The organism is Candidatus Photobacterium acropomis (genome assembly GCF_030685555.1).
In the GTDB taxonomy this organism is placed as follows: domain Bacteria; phylum Pseudomonadota; class Gammaproteobacteria; order Enterobacterales; family Vibrionaceae; genus Photobacterium; species Photobacterium lucens.
Genome location: NZ_CP131609.1, coordinates 1204122 through 1224064, shown reverse-complemented (window position 1 = coordinate 1224064; position 19943 = coordinate 1204122). Strand labels below are relative to the sequence as shown.

17 protein-coding genes and 6 tRNA genes are annotated in these 19943 nt (G+C 41.6%); 7 read left to right on the top strand and 16 right to left on the bottom strand.

All coding sequences use genetic code 11. The features are described 5' to 3' along the window. The first annotated feature begins 130 nt into the window (after window positions 1-130). Window positions 131-1480 carry an exodeoxyribonuclease VII large subunit gene (gene xseA / locus Q7657_RS12705; protein ID WP_107164829.1) on the top strand — a complete coding sequence of 450 codons (1350 nt, stop codon included), beginning with the start codon at window positions 131-133 and terminating at the stop codon, window positions 1478-1480. A 73-nt stretch (window positions 1481-1553) separates the two neighbouring features. Here xseA and Q7657_RS12700 read toward each other — a convergent pair whose 3' ends face one another. The 4 genes from Q7657_RS12700 to Q7657_RS12685 all read right to left on the bottom strand — a co-directional run bounded on the left by Q7657_RS12700 (window position 1554) and on the right by Q7657_RS12685 (window position 4767). Continuing rightward, complete coding sequence (locus tag Q7657_RS12700) at window positions 1554-1796, bottom strand: zinc ribbon domain-containing protein (protein ID WP_053988622.1); 243 nt, start codon at window positions 1794-1796, stop codon at window positions 1554-1556. 399 nt (window positions 1797-2195) lie between these two features. Further along, window positions 2196-3071 carry a metal-dependent hydrolase gene (locus Q7657_RS12695; protein ID WP_107164828.1) on the bottom strand — a complete coding sequence of 292 codons (876 nt, stop codon included), beginning with the start codon at window positions 3069-3071 and terminating at the stop codon, window positions 2196-2198. Window positions 3072-3149: 78 nt separating this feature from the next. Beyond that, a complete protein-coding gene (locus tag Q7657_RS12690; protein WP_008986331.1) occupies window positions 3150-3557 on the bottom strand; it encodes an META domain-containing protein in 408 nt (135 codons plus the stop codon). Between the two features lie 193 nt (window positions 3558-3750). Beyond that, window positions 3751-4767 (bottom strand): OmpA family protein, encoded by a 1017-nt coding sequence (locus Q7657_RS12685; protein ID WP_107165198.1) that lies wholly within the window; start codon window positions 4765-4767, stop codon window positions 3751-3753. 726 nt (window positions 4768-5493) lie between these two features. On the opposite strand from Q7657_RS12685, the gene Q7657_RS12680 reads away from it, so the two are divergent. Together Q7657_RS12680 and Q7657_RS12675 are read left to right on the top strand one after the other, a co-directional pair. Further along, on the top strand, window positions 5494-6159 hold the full coding sequence (locus Q7657_RS12680; RefSeq protein WP_107164827.1) for a winged helix-turn-helix domain-containing protein: 666 nt from the start codon (window positions 5494-5496) through the stop codon (window positions 6157-6159). After that, window positions 6146-6583: a hypothetical protein gene (locus tag Q7657_RS12675; RefSeq protein WP_053988626.1), complete on the top strand. Its 438-nt coding sequence runs from the start codon at window positions 6146-6148 to the stop codon at window positions 6581-6583. Before Q7657_RS12680 ends, Q7657_RS12675 begins: the two co-directional genes overlap by 14 nt. Before the next feature lie 37 nt (window positions 6584-6620). On the opposite strand, the gene cueR is transcribed toward Q7657_RS12675, so the two are convergent. Next, window positions 6621-7016 (bottom strand): Cu(I)-responsive transcriptional regulator, encoded by a 396-nt coding sequence (gene cueR / locus Q7657_RS12670; protein ID WP_107164826.1) that lies wholly within the window; start codon window positions 7014-7016, stop codon window positions 6621-6623. A 119-nt stretch (window positions 7017-7135) separates the two neighbouring features. Between cueR and Q7657_RS12665 the strand changes: the two genes are divergently transcribed. Both Q7657_RS12665 and Q7657_RS12660 read left to right on the top strand, forming a co-directional pair. After that, on the top strand, window positions 7136-10087 hold the full coding sequence (locus Q7657_RS12665; protein WP_107164825.1) for a copper-translocating P-type ATPase: 2952 nt from the start codon (window positions 7136-7138) through the stop codon (window positions 10085-10087). Between the two features lie 195 nt (window positions 10088-10282). Next, complete coding sequence (locus Q7657_RS12660) at window positions 10283-11179, top strand: TraB/GumN family protein (RefSeq protein ID WP_107164824.1); 897 nt, start codon at window positions 10283-10285, stop codon at window positions 11177-11179. Between the two features lie 1028 nt (window positions 11180-12207). On the opposite strand, the gene Q7657_RS12655 is transcribed toward Q7657_RS12660, so the two are convergent. The 6 genes from Q7657_RS12655 to Q7657_RS12630 all read right to left on the bottom strand — a co-directional run bounded on the left by Q7657_RS12655 (window position 12208) and on the right by Q7657_RS12630 (window position 12875). Continuing rightward, a tRNA-Pro gene (locus tag Q7657_RS12655) sits at window positions 12208-12284 on the bottom strand. Between the two features lie 41 nt (window positions 12285-12325). Beyond that, window positions 12326-12402: transfer RNA gene (locus Q7657_RS12650), tRNA-Pro, on the bottom strand. A 41-nt stretch (window positions 12403-12443) separates the two neighbouring features. After that, window positions 12444-12520: transfer RNA gene (locus tag Q7657_RS12645), tRNA-Pro, on the bottom strand. A gap of 41 nt (window positions 12521-12561) precedes the next feature. Beyond that, window positions 12562-12638, bottom strand: a tRNA-Pro gene (locus tag Q7657_RS12640). A gap of 42 nt (window positions 12639-12680) precedes the next feature. Continuing rightward, window positions 12681-12757: transfer RNA gene (locus Q7657_RS12635), tRNA-Pro, on the bottom strand. A 41-nt stretch (window positions 12758-12798) separates the two neighbouring features. Beyond that, a tRNA-Pro gene (locus tag Q7657_RS12630) sits at window positions 12799-12875 on the bottom strand. A 268-nt stretch (window positions 12876-13143) separates the two neighbouring features. On the opposite strand from Q7657_RS12630, the gene Q7657_RS12625 reads away from it, so the two are divergent. Together Q7657_RS12625 and smrA are read left to right on the top strand one after the other, a co-directional pair. Continuing rightward, on the top strand, window positions 13144-13284 hold the full coding sequence (locus Q7657_RS12625) for a DUF3149 domain-containing protein (RefSeq protein ID WP_023933279.1): 141 nt from the start codon (window positions 13144-13146) through the stop codon (window positions 13282-13284). A 146-nt stretch (window positions 13285-13430) separates the two neighbouring features. Next, the gene (gene smrA / locus Q7657_RS12620) at window positions 13431-14015 is read left to right on the top strand and encodes a DNA endonuclease SmrA (RefSeq protein ID WP_107167481.1); all 585 of its coding nucleotides are present in this window, start codon (window positions 13431-13433) and stop codon (window positions 14013-14015) included. A 49-nt stretch (window positions 14016-14064) separates the two neighbouring features. Here smrA and Q7657_RS12615 read toward each other — a convergent pair whose 3' ends face one another. The 5 genes from Q7657_RS12615 to Q7657_RS12595 form a co-directional block, all read right to left on the bottom strand. After that, window positions 14065-14679 (bottom strand): LysE family translocator, encoded by a 615-nt coding sequence (locus tag Q7657_RS12615; RefSeq protein ID WP_107167480.1) that lies wholly within the window; start codon window positions 14677-14679, stop codon window positions 14065-14067. A gap of 128 nt (window positions 14680-14807) precedes the next feature. Next, window positions 14808-15722, bottom strand: a complete 915-nt coding sequence (locus Q7657_RS12610; RefSeq protein WP_107167479.1) for a LysR family transcriptional regulator — start codon at window positions 15720-15722, stop codon at window positions 14808-14810. A gap of 42 nt (window positions 15723-15764) precedes the next feature. Further along, window positions 15765-16244, bottom strand: coding sequence for a Cys-tRNA(Pro) deacylase (gene ybaK / locus Q7657_RS12605; RefSeq protein ID WP_107167478.1), 480 nt, complete (start codon window positions 16242-16244; stop codon window positions 15765-15767). Between the two features lie 207 nt (window positions 16245-16451). Then, entirely contained in the window at window positions 16452-18125 is a 1674-nt protein-coding gene (gene ushA, locus Q7657_RS12600; RefSeq protein WP_107167483.1) for a bifunctional UDP-sugar hydrolase/5'-nucleotidase UshA, read from the bottom strand. A gap of 312 nt (window positions 18126-18437) precedes the next feature. Further along, window positions 18438-19796, bottom strand: a complete 1359-nt coding sequence (locus Q7657_RS12595; protein ID WP_107167477.1) for a Na+/H+ antiporter NhaC family protein — start codon at window positions 19794-19796, stop codon at window positions 18438-18440. Window positions 19797-19943: the final 147 nt, after the last annotated feature.

Sequence of the window (19943 nt, the reverse complement as noted above, 5' to 3'; positions counted from 1 at the left end):
CTATCCGGTGATGCGGTCAAGGAAATACGGCCAAGATCTGTCCATAGATCTGCCTGTGTGTTTTATGACTTATTCGGTTTTATTTTGACCGCCTGCCTTCTACTTCCTTCGATAGCAGGTACCATTCCCAGTGACCACTTTCTCCCCGCAAAGCCAAACTAATAGCCGTATTTACACCGTTTCTAGCCTTAATGCTCAAGTTCGTCTTATTCTTGAAAATGAAATGGGCGTGGTATGGTTGATTGGTGAATTGTCTAATTTTTCAATGCCCGTTTCTGGTCATTGGTATTTCACCCTTAAAGATGCACGCGCCCAAGTAAAATGCGCAATGTTTAAAGGCAGCAATCGCCACGTCACTTTTAAACCCGGCAACGGTAATCAGGTTTTAGTTAAAGCACGCCTATCATTGTATGAACCACGTGGTGATTACCAACTGATCATTGAAAGTATGCAGCCAGAAGGTGATGGACGTCTTCAACAGCAATTTGAACAACTAAAAATGTCGCTTGCGGCAGAAGGTTTATTTGCACAATCGTTGAAAAAGCCACTGCCAGAGCAACCTAAACGTGTAGGGATCATTACCTCAAAAACAGGTGCTGCGCTGCACGATATTTTACATGTGTTACAGCGCCGAGATCCTAGTCTGCCCATTGTAATTTATCCAACCATGGTACAGGGTGAAGGCGCTGCAATATCTATTGCACAAGCCATTGGTCGCGCTAATACAAGACAAGAGTGTGATGTGTTAATTGTTGGTCGCGGTGGTGGTTCATTAGAAGATCTTTGGGCGTTTAACGAAGAGATCGTCGCACGTACAATTGCTGCAAGCCAAATTCCGATCGTGAGTGCCGTTGGTCACGAAGTAGACGTGACTATTGCAGATTTTGTTGCCGATTTTCGTGCGCCAACCCCCTCTGCCGCCGCTGAATTGATCAGTCGTGATATGACTCACCAAACACAACTGCTTGATCGTAAAAGACAACAATTGCGTCATGCGATCACTACGTATTTGTCACAGTCGCTACGTCAAACAACCCAGTTACAGCATCGTTTAGAGCGTCAGCATCCGCAGCTTCGTCTAAATTTGCAACAACAACATCTTGATGAGATAAGCCAGCGTTTAACCCAAGCAATGGCAAAAAAACTGCAAAATCATCAGCAACATATCGAGCATAATAACTATAAACTCTCGCTCTACTCCCCTGCTTTATTGGTAAAAAATGCACAACGAAATTTAGAACGTAGTGAACAGCGCCTCTATGATGCATTAGATAGGAAACTGCTGAATGTTCGCCACAAATTATCAGTGGCAGCAGAAAAATTGGAAACCGTCAGTCCACTGGCAACCTTAGCGCGTGGTTACTCCATTACTCGAAATGAGCAAGGCGACGTAATAAGAAAAGCCTCCCAAGTGAAAACGGGGGATACCTTAATCACGACAGTAACTGATGGCGAGATCCACTCAAGCGTGATCAAATAATTTTAAGATCTAGTAATAAAAATGGCGCTTTCTACCAGCGCCATTTTTCTTTCTCTCGTTACACTCGCTTTATTTAAGCTTGTGTACCCATTTTAAACTGTGCTTTTACCCGAGATTTAGATTTTAACTCGTTACAGTGATTGCAAAAATAACTCGCAGAGCCACAAGCTTGTAACTTCTCTAATTGCTCATTACAGTCAGGGCAAAATACCGTTTTCTTCACTTCTTGCTGGCAAAAATCACAAAAATAGCCATGATTTTTCCAACTTAAAATACTGCTACATTGCGGACAAATATTATCAGCCTTATCTGTCATGCCTTATAACCTCAGCGCATCAATAATGTGACAGTCAGATTATTGAGCCTGTCATAAAAAAATACAATTCCATCCATCATAGAATTTCATCTTGCTCACAAAATACTATGTGCAGTAAGACACCATTTCTCTATTTTACCACCAAACAGGATCTTCGTGATGATCAACAAGCTAAGTGGTGATCATCGTATAAAACAAAGATGATCAGCGATCAGGTATCAAAAGAATATTTATAATTACACTTCCCGAAAGCATAAGTTACATGTGCTGTATTTGGATTTTAAACGATATAATAATCTTATATTTACTGTTATTTACGCACTGATCTAGTATATTACAAATCAAGATCTTACTCATTATTTAGCTAAATTTATCCAAATCAGCAGAATAAAGCGATATTTAAGCTTTAATGCATTCTGTCCGCATCACAATTTCTTGCTCTGAAATCACTTCAAAACTCACCGTAATAGCAGAATATTCTGCTAATGAAGAAACGTGCGTGCCTCCACACGGGATTTCAAGGCTCCCTTCTTGAGCAAGATCGCATTGCCAGTAACGAGAATCTGTTAAGTATTCACCTTCTCTTCGCATTACAACAGGAGTTTTTAACGCTAACCACAGTGAAAGCTGCTGATTCATTTTAATAGCTACATCATCTAAGGCTGTTAATAATTCGGCACTGTTTAAACCACGCTTACGTAATGTCTTACCTAAACGATAAGTATCTGTGCTGAGATCTGGGGTAACTTCACTTTTTTCTTGGGCGTAGCTGTGGAAATCGTAATAGCCCAGTTCATCTTTACGACTCGGCTCTTTGCGCCAAAATGCTTCATGAAGCACTTTATTCAATGCCAATGAAGATAAATGGCCTGCACTGTGCCCACGACTCAAACTTTGCTGATAGGCTTTATCCACAGTCAATGTCACGGTATCACCCACTGTCAAAGCGGCATTGGTAGCAATGACATGCACAACAACAAACACCCAACCTTCTGTATCACGCTTAACCGGAATATCTTGAGCAACAAAAAGCGTTTGGGTTGATAACTCTACGGCACCAACAACACAATCTATTACCTCAATACTCTGATCATCAAAGCTAATTTGCCCCTTATCAGCAGGATGATCAGGCCAGATATGACTGATAGGATGAAAAGACGTACATTGAGTCACAACATAATACAGCCCATTATTTGGGAGCATCATTAGTACTTGGCTTTCTATCTGCCACTGGTTTTGGGTAAATACAACTTGAGTTGGTGTGAACACTGACATTTTCAATCCTTTTTGAGTATGAAAAAGCCCAGCACGATGGCTGGGCTCTCTATTATAAAATTAAATCATATTCACTGATTAACTTGCATTGGTTTTTTCAAATACAAGGAACTTGTCACCAGCATCAACGATTAAACTGCTGTTAATCACTTCAATACTGGTTGCACTACGCAATACATTAAGCATTTCGTTCTCTTGTTTAACCAACTCAGGCAAACACATCTTATGTGTTACAGCTGGCAGTGAGAAATCACCATCAGGTTCAACTTTACCTTTAAATAAATTACAGCCGGTAAAACCTGTAACTTCCATATTAGGTTCGATATTCAATGATGGACGGCGCTTAGTAATACCAGGGATTTCAATGCCTCCCTTTAATTTCCAGCCACCAACCATTTGTGCTGATTTATCTAATTGCTGATTAGAAAAACAACCGGTTAATGAAATAGTGATTAATGCTAGTAAACATAGCGTTGCTTTTTTCATTAGTACCCCTAAATGCTTTTTAATTTCAGTCTCATTAAATCGCTGATTGAAGACCGTAGAAGACCCTCCGCATAGCGCGACTTATTAAAAGTGATCTAATGAGAATGTGATTTGAAAAATAATGCCGGTGAAAATTCACCGGCATTGAATTTATCTTAGCGAGAAAACGCTAGATAGATGCGATCAGTCTTAATTACTTAAGGATGATCTGTACTGAACGTTGTACGTAGTTAGTCTTAGTAGCAGCGTCAGTTTTGATTGGATCGTTGTAGCTTACAGAAGAAACAGTTAGACGAGATGCGTCGATACCGTTAGCTTCTAGGTAGTTAGCAACGTTTGCAGCACGCTCTGCAGAGATCTTTTCGTTGATCTTAGCTGAACCAACTTTGTCTGCACGACCGATGATTTGAGCGTTAACTTCTGGGTTAGCTTGCATAGTTGCAATCACTTCACCTAGGTTGTAACGGCCGTAGTCGTTTAGCTTAGTTTGACCATTTTGGTATGGTAGAACGTAAGAAGAACGAGTTGGTACTTGAGACTCAACAGCTACTTCTTTAACAACTTCAACGTTGTTAGTAACAACCATTGGAGTTGCTGGTTGACCGAACTTGTAAGTCATACCCCAGTACGCTTGAGTTAGATCAGCGTGACCGTGTGAAGTACGTAGGTCTTGGTAGTAATCAGCACCGATTTGAGTAGATAGTGCGTGAGTGATTTGGTAAGACAGACCTAGACCAGCTGTTGGTGAGAAGCTGTCAGACTTCATGTGTAGCGCGTTGTCTGCGAAGTTCTTGTTATCAGCGTAGATGTAAGTTGCACCAACTTTACCGAACGCAGATAGTTTTTGAGTTAGAGGTAGGTTACCTTTTAGACCTAGAGTTGCTAGGTGCATGTCTGCGTTACCTAGGTCGTGCATGTAGTCGTAGCTACCGTAGATACCGAAGTACTTGTTGAAGTCGTAACCAGCGTCTAGTTTAACGCTTGGTGCTTCACCGTTTGCAGAACCAGGGAACTTAGAAATATCGCTGTTAGATACGTAACCCATACCTAGTGCACCACCAACCCAGAAACCAGATTGATCGTAAGCAGGTGCTGTTTGTGCAGGTGCAGTAGCTGTAGTGCTAGTAGTTGCATCAGCTGCCATTGCAGATGTAGCAACACCTAGAGATAAAGCTGCTAGTACAGATAGAGATAGAGATTTCAATTTCATGTTTAACTCCATTGAGTAATGCTTAAACTTTTTAATAAGCTTTTTCTTATTGTCTGCTTCTTTAAGTGCGCACTGTTTTTTTGATGTGTAACGCAAAGCAGTTTTGTCAGGAACGGGATGCATTTTGTGACTAAGCCGACATTATGGCAAGTAATAAAAAATGATGTTCACAATTATTTGGCGTTTTTTCACTAACGTCAAAAAAATGACTTCTGAAAATTTCCGCTTTCAGAAAAAAAATGGAATAAAGAAAAATAGAAGCACTTTTATCGCAAAAAATTGAGGTAAAAAAAGATAAAAAAACAACATAAAAATATATAAAACCAATAAATACAACAAGATAAATTCAACATCATCGCTATATTGATTTATATAAAAAGGTTCAAATTAAGTATCCTTTAACTGTATAAAAAACAATTCAAGGTTAATTTATCCACACAAATCCGCTCTCAATCGTTTTATTATCCCTTCCATAAATAAATTTTTTTGTTAGCATCAGCGCAGGCAATAAAGAAAAACAATGTTTTTTGTTTTTTCTGAAGCACTATACATGTTAGTGAATGCTTCATTAATGACTTGCCAATCGCTAAAAGAATCCACCTTATCTATAGCAATCTAAATATATAGATAAGTACATTTAGCACTATAAATAATAACAATGATAAAGATAACAAAAGACACGGCTTAAACCGTATTGTCTTTTATTGATAGTGAATAGGTAACTCGATGATTATATATAAGCAGGGTAAAGATAGCTTTGAACCCCAAAAAAGCGCTTATTCTACACCTGAAACAACAACGAAACTAAGTGCTAGTGAAACAAAGATACTGCAATATTTAATCGATAATAGTGGCGAGATCATCAGCCGAGACAAATTATTAGAAATCGGCTGGCCTGATAAAGTTGTTGTGCCTAATTCATTAAACGTAGCTATCGCGAACCTGCGTAAAGCCTTTAAAACAAAAAATGAAATCATCATTACTATTAAAGGTGCTGGATTCACTATCGCTAAGAACACCTTTATCCAACATCAAATTCAACCAGAAGTCATGGTTGAAGCTGACTATATCGCGGAAGACACGCCATCTTTAGCTTCAAACAATAAAGATGAAACAACAACGAGCAAGCCAGATACTGACAACGATAATGTCGTTGTGATCACCCCATTGTCAAAAATGGCTAAATTTGGCTACGCCGCTTGTATTGTTGCGGTCCTAGCCTGGATTGGGTTATGGACAAGCAGCTGGCAATCGCCTCCTTGTGTATCCGTTAATAACCAGCAAATCTGTGGTAACATTGAGCTGCTTAACTTAAATAAGTTACCAAAAGACTTGCCTGCCAAAGGCACGGTATTCATCGATTCAGCAGGTAAGCTACATGAAAAAAATTAAATACCTGATCATGGCATTAGTTGCTCTTATGCTATTTCCCATTATTAATGGCATGGGATGCGACTTTAACTATAAGTTAATAACACCAGGACATGAGCAATTTGGCAGTTGTAAATTTGGTCAATACACCTTGATTGATTACCCAGATCCAGAGCAAGATAATGGCTATACCGTATTAAAAGGCATGTATTTTTATGCGTTTGGTAATGCTGCGATCTTAGTGACAAGTAATGAAGACCATACTAAGAAGATCACCGACTCTGCCATTGAGAGCCTAAATATGGTCAATAAACGTTTCTGGCATCAATTGTCGATAGAACGCTTAAATAAAGATGAATTAATCATGTATGGCTCGCATCCAAAGCCTAAATTACAGGTGATCCCATATGATGGCACGCTTGCAATGACAGACAGTGAGTCATAAATCACCAAAGCATAGGCGCTACTCCTGCAGCGCCTGCTTATTCTGCTTTCGTTAACCCTTCTAAAATCGGACACCTTGCCGTTTTATCCCCTGGACATTGCACCGTTAATGCTTCCAGTGTCTTCTTCATTTGCAGCAATTCATTAATTTTATTATCGATCTCTTTAAGTTTCTGCTGAGCTTTTTCTTTCACATCACGACTTTGACGGCCAGAATCTGTTGATAAAGCCAACAATTCTCGACATTCATCTAATGAAAAACCAATCATCCGTGAACGCTTAATCAGTAGTAGCTCCGCAATATGGTTTTGATTGTAATAGCGGTAACCATTTGCGCCGCGCGGTGCAGGTGAAATAACCCCTTTGGCTTCATAGAATCGAATTGTTTTCGCTGATAAGCCTGTTTTTTCAGCAACTTCACTAATATTAATCATCTTTATCCCCTTACCTTACTTTTATTAGTATAAATAACAAAAACAGCCCTTGACCCTACAGTAACTAGAAGGTTTATTCTTAGTCTATTCTTTCTTATTTTAAGGCGTAAGGGCTCGCAATGAATACCATTACTCTCCCACTTGCTAACGTCCATTGCATGAATTGTGTAGGGAAAATCCGTTCAGCATTAGAACAATTGCCTGACTGCCAGATTGTCGATATCGATACCAAGCAAATCACGCTAACTAGCGATAGTCCACTTAAAGCCATTTACGAACAAATCAATACATTAGGCTATCAAATCGGCTTTCGTTATCAATTGCCACTATCAGGTCTATCTTGTGGTCGCTGTGTGGCAAAAGTTGAAAATACCTTCAGCCAACGTGATGATATCTTCAGCTATACCGTTACCAAACAACAAGCAGAGGTGACGGGCGCATTAAGTGAGCAAACACTTACTGATATCATTACATCACTAGGGTATCAGGTGGTATCAGAAGTCCCACAACCTGCTGCGCATACACTAACTTTTACGCTATCTGGGCTGTCTTGTGGTCGATGTGTCGCAAAGCTGACTGATAAACTTAATGAAGTAGGTAATATCGACATTCTTGAGCTCGATAAAACCCATGCCAAGCTCCTCACAACACACTCAGCTTCTGATGTGATTACGATGATTACCGATGCGGGCTACCACGCAGAGCAACGTATTACATTTAATATGTCAACGCCAACCGTCTCCGATGCAGTTAAAGAGACTGTTGAAACGGAGCCAAAGTTAACAGTAGAAGAAACGCAGTCTGAAGCGATCAAACCAACTGCTAACAACGTACAACAATTACTACTATCAGGCATGACTTGCGCAAGCTGCGTGGCATCTGTTGAAAAAGCGATAAAACAGGTTGCTGGTGTAGAAAATGTTAATGTTAATTTGGCTGAGCGTACTGCTTTAGTCGCTGGTAATCCTAATATTGAGCAAGTGATCCAAGCGGTTAAAGCGGCAGGTTATGATGCAGAACTGAGTGAAGATGAGCAAATGCGTCGTCAACGTCAGCAAGAGCAAAATACTCAAACCTTTAAAACTCACCTCAGAAATGCCTTTATTGCCCTTGGCTTAGGTATTCCTATGATGGCGTGGGGAATTTTTGGTGGCAGTATGATGATTGATTCAACCACCAGCCAATTTGCATGGGGATTCGTTGGGTTAATCACTCTATTGTTATTAGTTACTGTTGGTAAAGATTTTTATATCAATAGCTGGAAAGCCTTTAAACACCACCGTGCAACGATGGATACATTAGTTGCTCTTGGGACAGGCGCTGCTTGGCTATTTTCGATGTTAGTTGTAATTAAGCCTGACATGTTCCCAGTTGCAGCTCGTCATGTATATTTCGAAGCAACAGCCATGATCATCGGTTTGATCACCTTAGGTCATGCACTTGAAGCTCGTGCTCGTAGTCAAACATCAAAAGCATTAGAACGCCTTATTGATCTTCAACCACAAACCGCCATTGTAGTTGAAGATGGGATCGAAACAGAGCGTCCATTGAGTGATGTTAAAAGCGATATGATCTTACGCCTTCGTCCTGGCGCGAAAGTAGCTGTTGATGGTGTTGTCATTGAAGGCAATACCTATATTGATGAATCCATGCTAACGGGTGAGCCATTAGCAGTACATAAACAAACTGGAGATAAAGTTCGAGCAGGTACCATTAACCAACAAGGCTCATTACTATTTAAAGCAGAGCACATTGGCAGCGATACCATGTTGGCACGTATTATCCAGCTCGTTCGCCAAGCGCAAAGCAGTAAGCCCGCTCTTGCACGTTTAGCCGATACTATTTCAAGTATCTTTGTTCCAAGCGTGATGATCATTGCCATAATTACCGCAATGGTTTGGTATTACTTTGGCCCTGCACCATCATCAGTGTATATGTTAGTTGCCGCAACTACCGTTCTGATCATCGCTTGTCCTTGTGCACTTGGCCTTGCAACGCCAATGTCTGTCACTGTCGGGGTTGGTCGTGCCGCTGAGTTAGGGATCTTAATTCGAGATGCTGAAGCGATGCAGCAAGCTGCGAATATCGATACTGTTGTATTAGATAAAACAGGTACGCTTACTGAAGGTAAACCACAAGTTGTAAACATTCATAGCTACAACAACTTAGACGAAGATCAGCTGCTACAACTGACGGCAAGTTTAGAGCAAGGCTCAGAACATCCTTTAGCTAATGCTATTATTCAATCAGCAAAGCAAAAAGGATTAGCACTTGAACCCGTCAGTGATTTTGTAGCAATAGCAGGTATGGGTGTCTCAGGGATCGTCAATGCGCAAGCAGTTATGCTGGGTAATGAAAAGCTCATGAGTAAACACAATATCGAAATCAGTCAGGCACAAGATGATTTTGATCGTATTGCAGCACAAGGCGCAACACCGGTTTATTTAGCGCAAAACAATCAGTTAGTTGGCATTATTGGTATCAGTGATCCACTACGTAGCGACTCATTAAGTGCCGTAAAACGTATGCAAGAGATGGGCTTAACGGTGGTCATGCTAACAGGTGATAGCTATAAAACTGCGCAGGTTATTGCTAAGAAACTAGGTATTAACGATGTGGTAGCTGACGTATTACCTGATGGCAAAGCGGCGCAAATAAAGCAGCTTCAACAACAAGGTAAACGTGTTGCAATGGTGGGTGATGGTATCAATGACGCCCCAGCGCTGGCGTTAGCTGAGGTAGGTATTGCGATGGGTAGCGGTACCGATGTAGCGATTGAAAGTGCCCAGTTTACCTTAATGCGTCACTCTCTTCATGGTGTCGCTGATGCGCTAGAACTGTCAAAAGCAACCTTACGTAACATGAAGGAGAACCTATTTGGTGCCTTTATTTACAACAGCTTAGGTATTCCAGTTGCAGCTGGTGTGCTCTACCCAATTACAGGTGCATTATTAAGCCCTGTGATTGCAGGAGCAGCAATGGCGTTATCTTCCATTACCGTAGTAACCAATGCCAATCGCTTACGTTTATTTAAACCAAGCTATCAGCCTCAAGCAACAGAGGAGAAATAATATGTTTTTATTACTTGGTATTGCCGCTATCGCATTTATTGTTTGGTGGTTCTGGCTTCATCCTAGCCTTCGCCAATCAAACTAAGCAAGTTGCTTAATCAGATCAAAGGCTACTTCGGTAGCCTTCTTTTATTACGTCCCCTAATAATTTTGTTATAACTAAAGCAGTGCTTATTTTTAGGAGCTCGATAACAAATGTTTAAATCCTTGCTTTCCAAAGCATTACTACTTCTTCCTTTTATCTCTCATCAGGCACTGGCTGAACCCATTGTTTGGAAGATCTATGATAATCATCGCCAATTTTATGTATTAGGATCGATTCATGCGGGCGAACAAGACATGTTCCCATTACCTCAAGCCTTTTTATCACAGTGGAAAAAAGCCGATGCGCTCATAGTGGAAGCCAATATTCTTCAGCCTACCACCACACCAACAGAGCAAAATAATAAGCCGCCTTATACTCAAGAAACACTAAATAATGAGCAGTTAGCAAAGCTTAAAACTATCGCCGAGTCTCTCTCACTCCCTTATGAATTACTGACAAGTCAGCCTCCTTGGCTAACAGCGACTTATCTTCAATTAATGCTCGCTAATCAGCTTAACCTATCACCCGATCAAGGCATTGATTACGTGTTATTAAAACGAGCAGAAAAACAGCATATTCCGATCAAATCATTAGAGAGTGTAGAGTATCAATTAAGCTTGCTGCAAAACTTGCCACACAATGGTAATAGCATGTTGGTGGAAACCATCGAGCAATGGCAACAAACCAAAGCCTCTTTACAGTGTCTTGTGGATGTTTGGAAACAAGGTGACAGTGAAAAATTTAAGACGTTATTTAATGACACCCAATATGATCCAGAAACCAATGAAGCATTGATCTTTGCTCGCAATCGTCATTGGGCTGAAACCTTAACGTTATCACCAGATTATCAATCAGGACGTTTTATGGTTGTTGTCGGTGCATTTCATTTAATTGGTGAGCAAGGACTGCCTGCATTAATGAAAAAAGCAGGCTTTAAGGTCGAAAGGATCACAAAAGGCGCAACAGCACAATGTGAAGATTGGGAAGCCATCACAAGTTCTTCGTAGCTTAATACTTATTAACCCAGAGCTGCGATGCACTACCAAACTGCCTATCCAATAAAATATAACTGATACAAAAAAGCCTCATCTTTCGACGAGGCTTCTTAATAAGTGCTCGGTGAAGAGCGAGTTTTGAATAGTTCAGGAACCCCCGACCCTTTGCTCCGCTATTAACCCAGAGCTGCGATGCGCTGCCAAAATGCCTATTCAACAAAATATGACAGATGCAAAAAAGCCTCGTCTTTCGACGAGGCTTCTTAATAAGTGGTCAGTGAAGAGCAGGTTTTGAATAGATCAGGAACCCCCGACCCTCTGGTCCGCTATTGACCCAGAGCTGCGATGCGCCACCAAACTGCTTATTCAATAAAATATAACTGACACAAAAAAAGCCCCGTCTTTCGACGAGGCTTCTTAATTAGTGGTCGGTGAAGAGCAGGTTTTGAATAGATCAGGAACCCCCGACCCTCTGGTCCGCTATTGACCCAGAGCTGCGATGCGCTACCAAACTGCTTATTCAATAAAATATAACTGACACAAAAAAAGCCCCGTCTTTCGACGAGGCTTCTTAATTAGTGGTCGGTGAAGAGCAGGTTTTGAATAGATCAGGAACCCCCGACCCTCTGGTCCGCTATTGACCCAGAGCTGCGATGCGCTACCAAACTGCCTATTCAATAAAATATGATAGATGCAAAAAATCCCCGTCTTTCGACAAGGCTTCTTAATTAGTGGTCAGTGAAGAGCAGGTTTTGAATAGATCAGGAACCCCCGACCCTCTGGTCCGCTATTGACCCAGAGCTGCGATGCGCTACCAAACTGCTTATTCAATAAAATATAACTGACACAAAAAAAGCCCCGTCTTTCGACGAGGCTTCTTAATTAGTGGTCAGTGAAGAGCAGGTTTTGAATAGATCAGGAACCCCCGACCCTCTGGTCCGCTATTGACCCAGAGCTGCGATGCGCTACCAAACTGCTTATTCAATAAAATATAACTGACACAAAAAAAGCCCCGTCTTTCGACGAGGCTTCTTAATTAGTGGTCGGTGAAGAGGGATTCGAACCCCCGACCCTCTGGTCCCAAACCAGATGCGCTACCAAACTGCGCTATTCACCGACTTGTAAGTAACAGTATTTTTATACCACTACTTGAAATAGTGGTCGGTGAAGAGGGATTCGAACCCCCGACCCTCTGGTCCCAAACCAGATGCGCTACCAAACTGCGCTATTCACCGACTTTGTAAGTAACAGTATTTCATACCACTACTTGAAATAGTGGTCGGTGAAGAGGGATTCGAACCCCCGACCCTCTGGTCCCAAACCAGATGCGCTACCAAACTGCGCTATTCACCGACTTGTAAGTAACGGTATTTTTATACCACTACTTGAAATAGTGGTCGGTGAAGAGGGATTCGAACCCCCGACCCTCTGGTCCCAAACCAGATGCGCTACCAAACTGCGCTATTCACCGACTTGTAAGTAACGGTAATTTTCATACCACTACTTGAAATAGTGGTCGGTGAAGAGGGATTCGAACCCCCGACCCTCTGGTCCCAAACCAGATGCGCTACCAAACTGCGCTATTCACCGACTTGTAAGTAACGGTAATTTTATACCACTACTTGAAATAGTGGTCGGTGAAGAGGGATTCGAACCCCCGACCCTCTGGTCCCAAACCAGATGCGCTACCAAACTGCGCTATTCACCGACGAAACCAACAACGCTCTGCGCCGTTGAGGTCGCTTATAATACTCCCGAAATTGTTTTTATCAACCCCTATACGGTATTTTTTTTTGTAACTAATTCTTTTGCTTATCAAGCGAGCAAAATTGCGATTTTTCGGTAACTTAAGTGATCTATAGCGCATTAATGCATACAACAATGAAACAGACTTTTTACTCTTGTTCTAGATCATAAAAACACAATCGTCACATTGTTTAAATAGTAGTCATTACGTCGACACTTTAAGGATACACATGGATTTCTGGTTAGATCTTTTATTTGGAAACAGTATCGGATTAGCTTCTATGCTTGTCATTTTTGGTGCCCTCGGACTCATGTTATTTTTTGGCGGCTACTTTATTTACAAAGCATCGACGGCAAATCCTCCTCACTAGCAACATTTAGCAATACGCATATTGCATCCAGGGCTTTCTCTCTTTAGCCCTGGTCTTTTTCTTCCTTTTTATCCCTTTCCTTCGGCTAGGCAAGATCTGGTTGCACTTGTATAATCAAAGTCATCGGTTCCTAAAGTGAAAGTCCTATGTCAGATAATAATGAATTCGATCTTTTTAAAGAGATGATGGCCGATGTTGCGCCAATCAAACAAGACACGGTGACCATTTCGCAAAAACACACAGTGTCTGAATCGCAATTAGCGCGTCGTATTGCCGCTCAAAGCTTGGCAGAAAGTGACTCTGAGTACCTATCATTAGATAACGCTACTATGGTAAAACCTGATGATATGATCGAGTTTAAGCGAGACGGGGTGCAAGAAGCTGTATTCCGTAAAATGCGCCAAGGTAAATACGATATTCAAGGGCGTTTGGATCTTCATAAGAAGTCACTCCAACAAGCCCGTGACGAGATCCTCTCCTTCCTCAAACAGTCACAACGTTTAGATATTCGTACGGTGATCATTGTTCACGGTAAAGGCGAGCGTTCAAATCCACCTGCATTGATGAAAAGCTATGTCACTACATGGTTAGAGCAAATTTCCGATGTGCTTTGTTTCCATTCAGCCCAACGCCAACATGGTGGTACAGGTGCGCTGTATGTGATGCTGAAAAAAAGCCCTGAAAAGAAATTGGAAACACGTGAGCATCATTTAAATCGTCGCAGCTCATAACCATTCAAATAAACAAAAAGAGCGGTTAAACACCGCTCTTTTTATACTTTTAAACTGACCAAAGCACCCGACATGCCAACGCAATCAACACCACGCCAGATAACCGATCAATCAATTGCGCCCGACTTCTTAACGCTTGCAAAACTTTTGGATATGAAAGCACACAAGCGACAAGGGTGTACCATAATCCATCGACCAGTAGCGGTGTCATAACAATCACCATTTGGCTACTTAGCTCATTGCCTAACGCAACAAACTGGCTAAACAAGGCAAGAAAATAAAGGGCTAATTTGGGGTTTAATAATGAGATCATCAAACCATCACGACCCGCTTCGAACAACGATGATGGCTTACCTGCCGCTAATTTTTCAGCCACGCCCCCTTTTGAGCGTAATGCATTAACCCCTAAATACGCTAAGTAACCAGCACCTGCATAGCTAATCACATTAAACAGCGTTGGTGATTGCTTTAAGACCACAGCTAACCCCAACAGAGTTAATAATGCATATAGCCCAACACCACAGGCATGTGACCACGCTGTGACTAAGCCATGTTGACGTCCGCCAGCCAAACTATGCTTTGCCACTACCGCTAAACTGGGGCCTGGTGACATTGCCCCTAATAGACAAATTAAGAATAAAGAAAGCCACACACTGATTGTCATAATAATTCTCCTTTCAGGGCGTCAAATTACCAAGCGTGGGGCATAAGTAGAAATCAAAAGAAATCATCAAAGCTATGACTTTAAATCATGACCAGCTAACGACAATTCAATTGATGAACAACGATAATTTATTGCGTCATTGAATACATGGATGTCTTCATTAACGTTAGCACATGCTTTCGTAACCATTGATGAGACAATTCATTATCATATTTGGGATGCCACAGTAGCCAATATTGATTACGTATACTTGGAAAGGGTAACGGCTTATACACCACATCATAAAACCGCTGCATGTTGGCAACAATATGCTCTGGGATCACCAATAACATATCAGTACGGCAAAGCGTATTAAGAGCCGAGCCAAAGAAAGGAACAAAAGTATGAATATGACGCTCACAACCCAGCAAGCGTAACTGAGTATCAACAAAGCTATCTTTATCACCACCACCACTGACCGATACATGCTTATAAGTGGTGAACTCATCGAGTGTTAATGATGATTGCTTTGCCAATATATGATGTTGACTCATTACACATACCGCTTGATCAGTACCAATTTGCACACCTGATAATCCCTCAGGAATAGCGGGTGCCATGGTGGAGACTAGCTGAATATCAAGATCGCCCAATTGCTCAGTATAACTTGGCGACCACAACTGATAACGCACATCCACCTGCGGTGCTTGGATAGTTAATAACTCAACAATATCTGGAAAAATATATTGGGCAACATAATCGGATGATGACAAAACAACCTTGCCACGCCAGTTTTGCGGAGAGAATTGCTCTGGCTCAAAAACAGCATCACAATCGGCAAGTAATTCAGTGATTTTTTGTTGAAGCGATAAGGCACGAGGTGTGGGTAATAAACGATTTCCCTCTCGTATTAATAGAGGATCAGAAAAGATTTCACGCAAGTGTGTCAGTTGCCGACTCACCGCTGACTGCGTGATATGTAAACGCTCAGCAGTACGGGTAACATGGCATTCATCCAACAGCACATGCAAGGTTCGTAATAAGTTTAAATTCGGCACTGACACTAATATTCACTCTCTATATCCGTATTGAGCGAGCTCGATGTATTACTCGGCTTTACCTATCTCGGCAAATTTACCGCCCGTTAAAGCAACAAGATCTTTCGCCGCCAGCTCGATATCTAAACCACGACGACCTGCACTAACAAAAATTGTGTCGAAGTTTTCTGCACCGCTATCAACTAAGGTCGGTAAGCGCTTTTTCTGACCTAATGGGCTAATACCACCCACGATATAACCTGTTACTTTCTCAGCCAATTTAGGATCTGCCATTTCAGCTTTTTTGCCACCAGCGGCTTTTGCAGCTGCTTTTAAATCTAACATCCCAGAGACTGGCACGACGGCTACTGCAAGATTTTTAGGATCGCCATTTAACGAAAACAATAATGTCTTAAATACACGGTTAGGATCGATGCCCAGTACTTCCGCAGCTTCATGACCAAAATTGGTGTTAGCCGGATCGTGATCATACTGATGTACTTGGTAAGAAATTTTTTGTTTTTTCGCTAATTTAATCGCTGGAGTCATGATGATTTCGCTCTCTGTTTCACTCAAACAGCTGTGGTTAATTCCCCCATATAGCCAAAAGTGCTATCAAAGAAATTAAGAACATCTGTTTACCAATCCTGATTATATCGCTAGTTCATACAACTGAGCTATAGCACAGCAATTTTGTATAACAAAAAAGCGCACCTGAACAATTCAAGGTGCGCTTTTTCAAACCATTATTACGGCTTACTTATAAACAATCTCACCTTTTGGTGCGAACTTGTTTACATCAATTGGTGAATGCGTTTCTAAGTATTGTTTCAGTACTTCTGCATCCACAAAGCCCGTGTTAACGTGACCATCATGGTTATTGATTTTCGGATAACCATCACCACCTGCTGCATTGTAGCTAGGTACGGTGAAACGATACGTCTTATTCATATCTAATGGTTTTCCACCGATTTTCACGTTACTTACTTTGCCATTCGCTACAGTCATTGAAATACCGTAGAACTGTGCGTAAGAGCCAGAATCAACAGGCTTAGTCGCAACTACATTTAGGTAGTCCAACACTTCCTTACCCGTCATATCAGTGTAAGTTACGATGTTGCCAAAAGGTTGTACGATCAGTACATCTTTATAAGTGATGTCACCACCTTCAATGGAATCACGCACACCGCCAGAGTTCATCACAGCGAAATCAGCTTTCGCACGTTCCATGTGTGATGCACCGATTAGACGACCTAGATTGGTTTGCTCAAATCGCACCAAATTACGATCACCTTCTAACTTACCGTTAGATTGTGCAATCTTCACATTCAGCTTCTCTTGGCCTTGCTCTTGGAACGGTTTTAGGAAGTTGTACACTTCTTGGTTTTGTGCGATTTCATCTTGAATAAACACACGCTTACTTGAACCATCATCTAACTTAATTTTCTTCTTCAAGTTAACAGGCACTAAATCGTAGCTCACCAGCGATAATTCACCGTTCTTAAATTCAAAGTCAGCACGACCTACGTATTTGCCCCATTCGTGCGCTTGCACAATCCACGTACCATTTTGCTGATCTGGTACACATTTATCACCTGGTTGGAAATCTTTCTTCGCCACATTTGGGCTTTCCATACAAACAGGCTCTTGTGAGTGACCACCCACAATCATGTCCAAATCACCTTCATTCAGATAACGTGCGAGTGCCACATCACCCGGTGCATTAATACCACGCTGACCGTTTTCATAGTGCCCCATGTGCGTTGCAGCAATGATCACATCCGGCTTTTCTGTTTTCTCAAGCTCAGCGATCACTTCCTTCGCTTCCGCTTTAGGATCACGGAACTCAACACCACCGATGTATTCAGGGTTACCGATCTTCGCTGTATCTTCTGTAGTTAAACCAATCACAGCGATTTTAATGCCTTGCTGCTCAAAAATTTGGTACGGCTGGAATAAACGCTTACCAGTTTTCTTGTCGTAAATGTTAGCAGAAAGCATTGGGAAGTTTGCCCACTCTTCTTGCTTACGTAATACATCAAGTGGGTTATCAAATTCATGGTTACCTAATGCCATCGCATCGTAACCTAACATGTTCATACCTTTGAAATCTGGCTCTGCATCTTGCAGATCGGATTCTGGAACACCTGTGTTCACATCACCACCAGAAAGCAATAAGCTCGTACCACCTTGCGCTTCAACTTCAGCACGGATCTTATCAATCAACGTCTTACGCGCAGCCATACCATATTCACCGTTCTGGTTTTGCCAGAAACGACCATGGTTATCGTTAGTATGAAGGATAGTGATTCGATAAGTTGTATCAGCATCCCATGCTGGAGAGGCTTTTTCCGCTGTTGTTGCACAACCAGAAAGAAGCGCAAGTAGAGCGGCGCTTAATGCTGTTTTAGCAAATAGGCGTTGCTTCATGGTATCCACCTTAAACATGTTTTCTAATGGCGATTTCAAACGCAATGGTGTGAGCGCTAAATCGGTACAAGTCATATGGTCACACTTTAACCACAAAAATATGCCGTTATAAGTAAAACAATGTGACCAACATCGTCAGTGTAACGAAATAAAATTTTATGACTTTTCCATTTAAACGTTTTGTTAGCTAGATCACCTGATTAATCACGAAACTATTGTTAATGTCACATCTAGGCACAAAAAAGCCCAGAAAATACTGGGCTTTAATCAAATAGTTATCATCAATGCTAGTTTATAGTGAGTTACGTCACGTTATACCGTCGTCAGTTTTCTACTTGGGTGCTTAATGATGATCGCCACAATCGCTGCTATTGCTAAGAAGAAACAGTAGTAAGAATGTGCCACCACATCTAATGGTGATAACTCAAATACCGAGCCTAATAACAACGCTTGTGCGCCATAAGGTAAAACCCCTTGGATCACACATGAGAAGATATCGAGCAAACTTGCAGAGCGACGTGGTGTTACCCCGTTTTCATCAGCCAGTTCACGCGCCACTCCACCAGAAACAATGATTGCTACCGTATTATTTGCAGTACAAAGGTTAGTTAAACTCACTAAACCTGCAATACCAAACTCGCTCGCACGTAGGTTTTCAGACGCTTTGTGTTTTGAACTAAAGACATTAATCACACGGCTGATATTTTGCGTTAAAAATGCCAAACCACCTTGCTGGCGCATTAGTTCACTAATACCACCAATTAGCATAGATAACAGGAAGATCTCCTGCATATTGCCAAAGCCACCGTAAATATCTTTACCAAAGCTCGTTAAGCTGTAATCCGCCACTGATGTTAAACCCACACCGCCGGCTAGTAAAATACCAATAGATAGTACGACGAACACGTTTACACCCGATACCGCCAGTACCAAGATCGTGATATATGGCATCACTTTTAGCCATTCAATTGGGGATGTTTCTGGTAATTGCGTCACTGAGCTATTGAAAGTAAATAACACAATGGCGGCAATCGCTGCTGGAATAGCAATTTTCACGTTTTCACGGAATTTATCTTTCATCTGACAGCCTTGCGAGCGGGTCGCTGCAATCGTGGTATCAGAAATAATTGATAAGTTATCACCAAACATTGCACCACTGAGTACAACACCTGCAGTTAACGCCACATCCATGCCAGATGCTTGGGCAATACCTAATGCTACCGGAGCTACAGCGGCAATCGTACCCATTGAAGTACCCATTGCTGTCGCAATAAACGCTGAGATCACAAATAAGCCCGGCAAGATCATACTTGCAGGAATTAACGCTAATCCTAGGTTAACCGTAGCATCTACCCCACCAGAGGCTTTCGCCACAGAAGCAAATGCACCAGCCAATAAATAGATCATACACATAGCAATAATATCGCTGTGGCCTACACCACGGATAAACTGCTCAATCGCTTTATTTAACTTTTCTTTACTCAATAAAATGGCAACGACTACCGCTGGTAAAGCAGCAACGGGTGCTGGTAATTGATAAAAAGCGAAATCAACACCTTGCATTGTTAGGTAGGTACCTACTCCAATGAATAAGGCTAAGAAAATGCCCAACGGTAATAAGGCAAGTGCGGATGGTGGAATATTTTGATCTTTTTTGGCTGTGCTTGGCATGACGACTACTTAACATCTATTTATAAATTGACGGTTAGACTAAATGGATGCGATCACAGAGTCAACATCTAGACGTCTAAACATCCAAAAGATATGTAACTAAATTACATAAACAGTCACCATCGTAATGGTATTTTGAGCAGTCGC

Excerpts from the sequence above, each read along its gene's own strand:
- Q7657_RS12595 (WP_107167477.1), bottom strand. The coding sequence starts at position 19,796 with ATGCCAAGCACAGCCAAAAAAGATCAAAATATTCCACCATCCGCACTT.
- Q7657_RS12700 (WP_053988622.1), bottom strand. The coding sequence starts at position 1,796 with ATGACAGATAAGGCTGATAATATTTGTCCGCAATGTAGCAGTATTTTA.
- Q7657_RS12615 (WP_107167480.1), bottom strand. The coding sequence starts at position 14,679 with ATGACAATCAGTGTGTGGCTTTCTTTATTCTTAATTTGTCTATTAGGG.
- ybaK (WP_107167478.1), bottom strand. The coding sequence starts at position 16,244 with ATGACTCCAGCGATTAAATTAGCGAAAAAACAAAAAATTTCTTACCAA.
- Q7657_RS12660 (WP_107164824.1), top strand. The coding sequence starts at position 10,283 with ATGTTTAAATCCTTGCTTTCCAAAGCATTACTACTTCTTCCTTTTATC.
- Q7657_RS12675 (WP_053988626.1), top strand. The coding sequence starts at position 6,146 with ATGAAAAAAATTAAATACCTGATCATGGCATTAGTTGCTCTTATGCTA.
- Q7657_RS12625 (WP_023933279.1), top strand. The coding sequence starts at position 13,144 with ATGGATTTCTGGTTAGATCTTTTATTTGGAAACAGTATCGGATTAGCT.
- Q7657_RS12680 (WP_107164827.1), top strand. The coding sequence starts at position 5,494 with ATGATTATATATAAGCAGGGTAAAGATAGCTTTGAACCCCAAAAAAGC.
- Q7657_RS12690 (WP_008986331.1), bottom strand. The coding sequence starts at position 3,557 with ATGAAAAAAGCAACGCTATGTTTACTAGCATTAATCACTATTTCATTA.
- Q7657_RS12695 (WP_107164828.1), bottom strand. The coding sequence starts at position 3,071 with ATGTCAGTGTTCACACCAACTCAAGTTGTATTTACCCAAAACCAGTGG.
- smrA (WP_107167481.1), top strand. The coding sequence starts at position 13,431 with ATGTCAGATAATAATGAATTCGATCTTTTTAAAGAGATGATGGCCGAT.
- Q7657_RS12665 (WP_107164825.1), top strand. The coding sequence starts at position 7,136 with ATGAATACCATTACTCTCCCACTTGCTAACGTCCATTGCATGAATTGT.
- cueR (WP_107164826.1), bottom strand. The coding sequence starts at position 7,016 with ATGATTAATATTAGTGAAGTTGCTGAAAAAACAGGCTTATCAGCGAAA.
- ushA (WP_107167483.1), bottom strand. The coding sequence starts at position 18,125 with ATGAAGCAACGCCTATTTGCTAAAACAGCATTAAGCGCCGCTCTACTT.
- Q7657_RS12685 (WP_107165198.1), bottom strand. The coding sequence starts at position 4,767 with ATGAAATTGAAATCTCTATCTCTATCTGTACTAGCAGCTTTATCTCTA.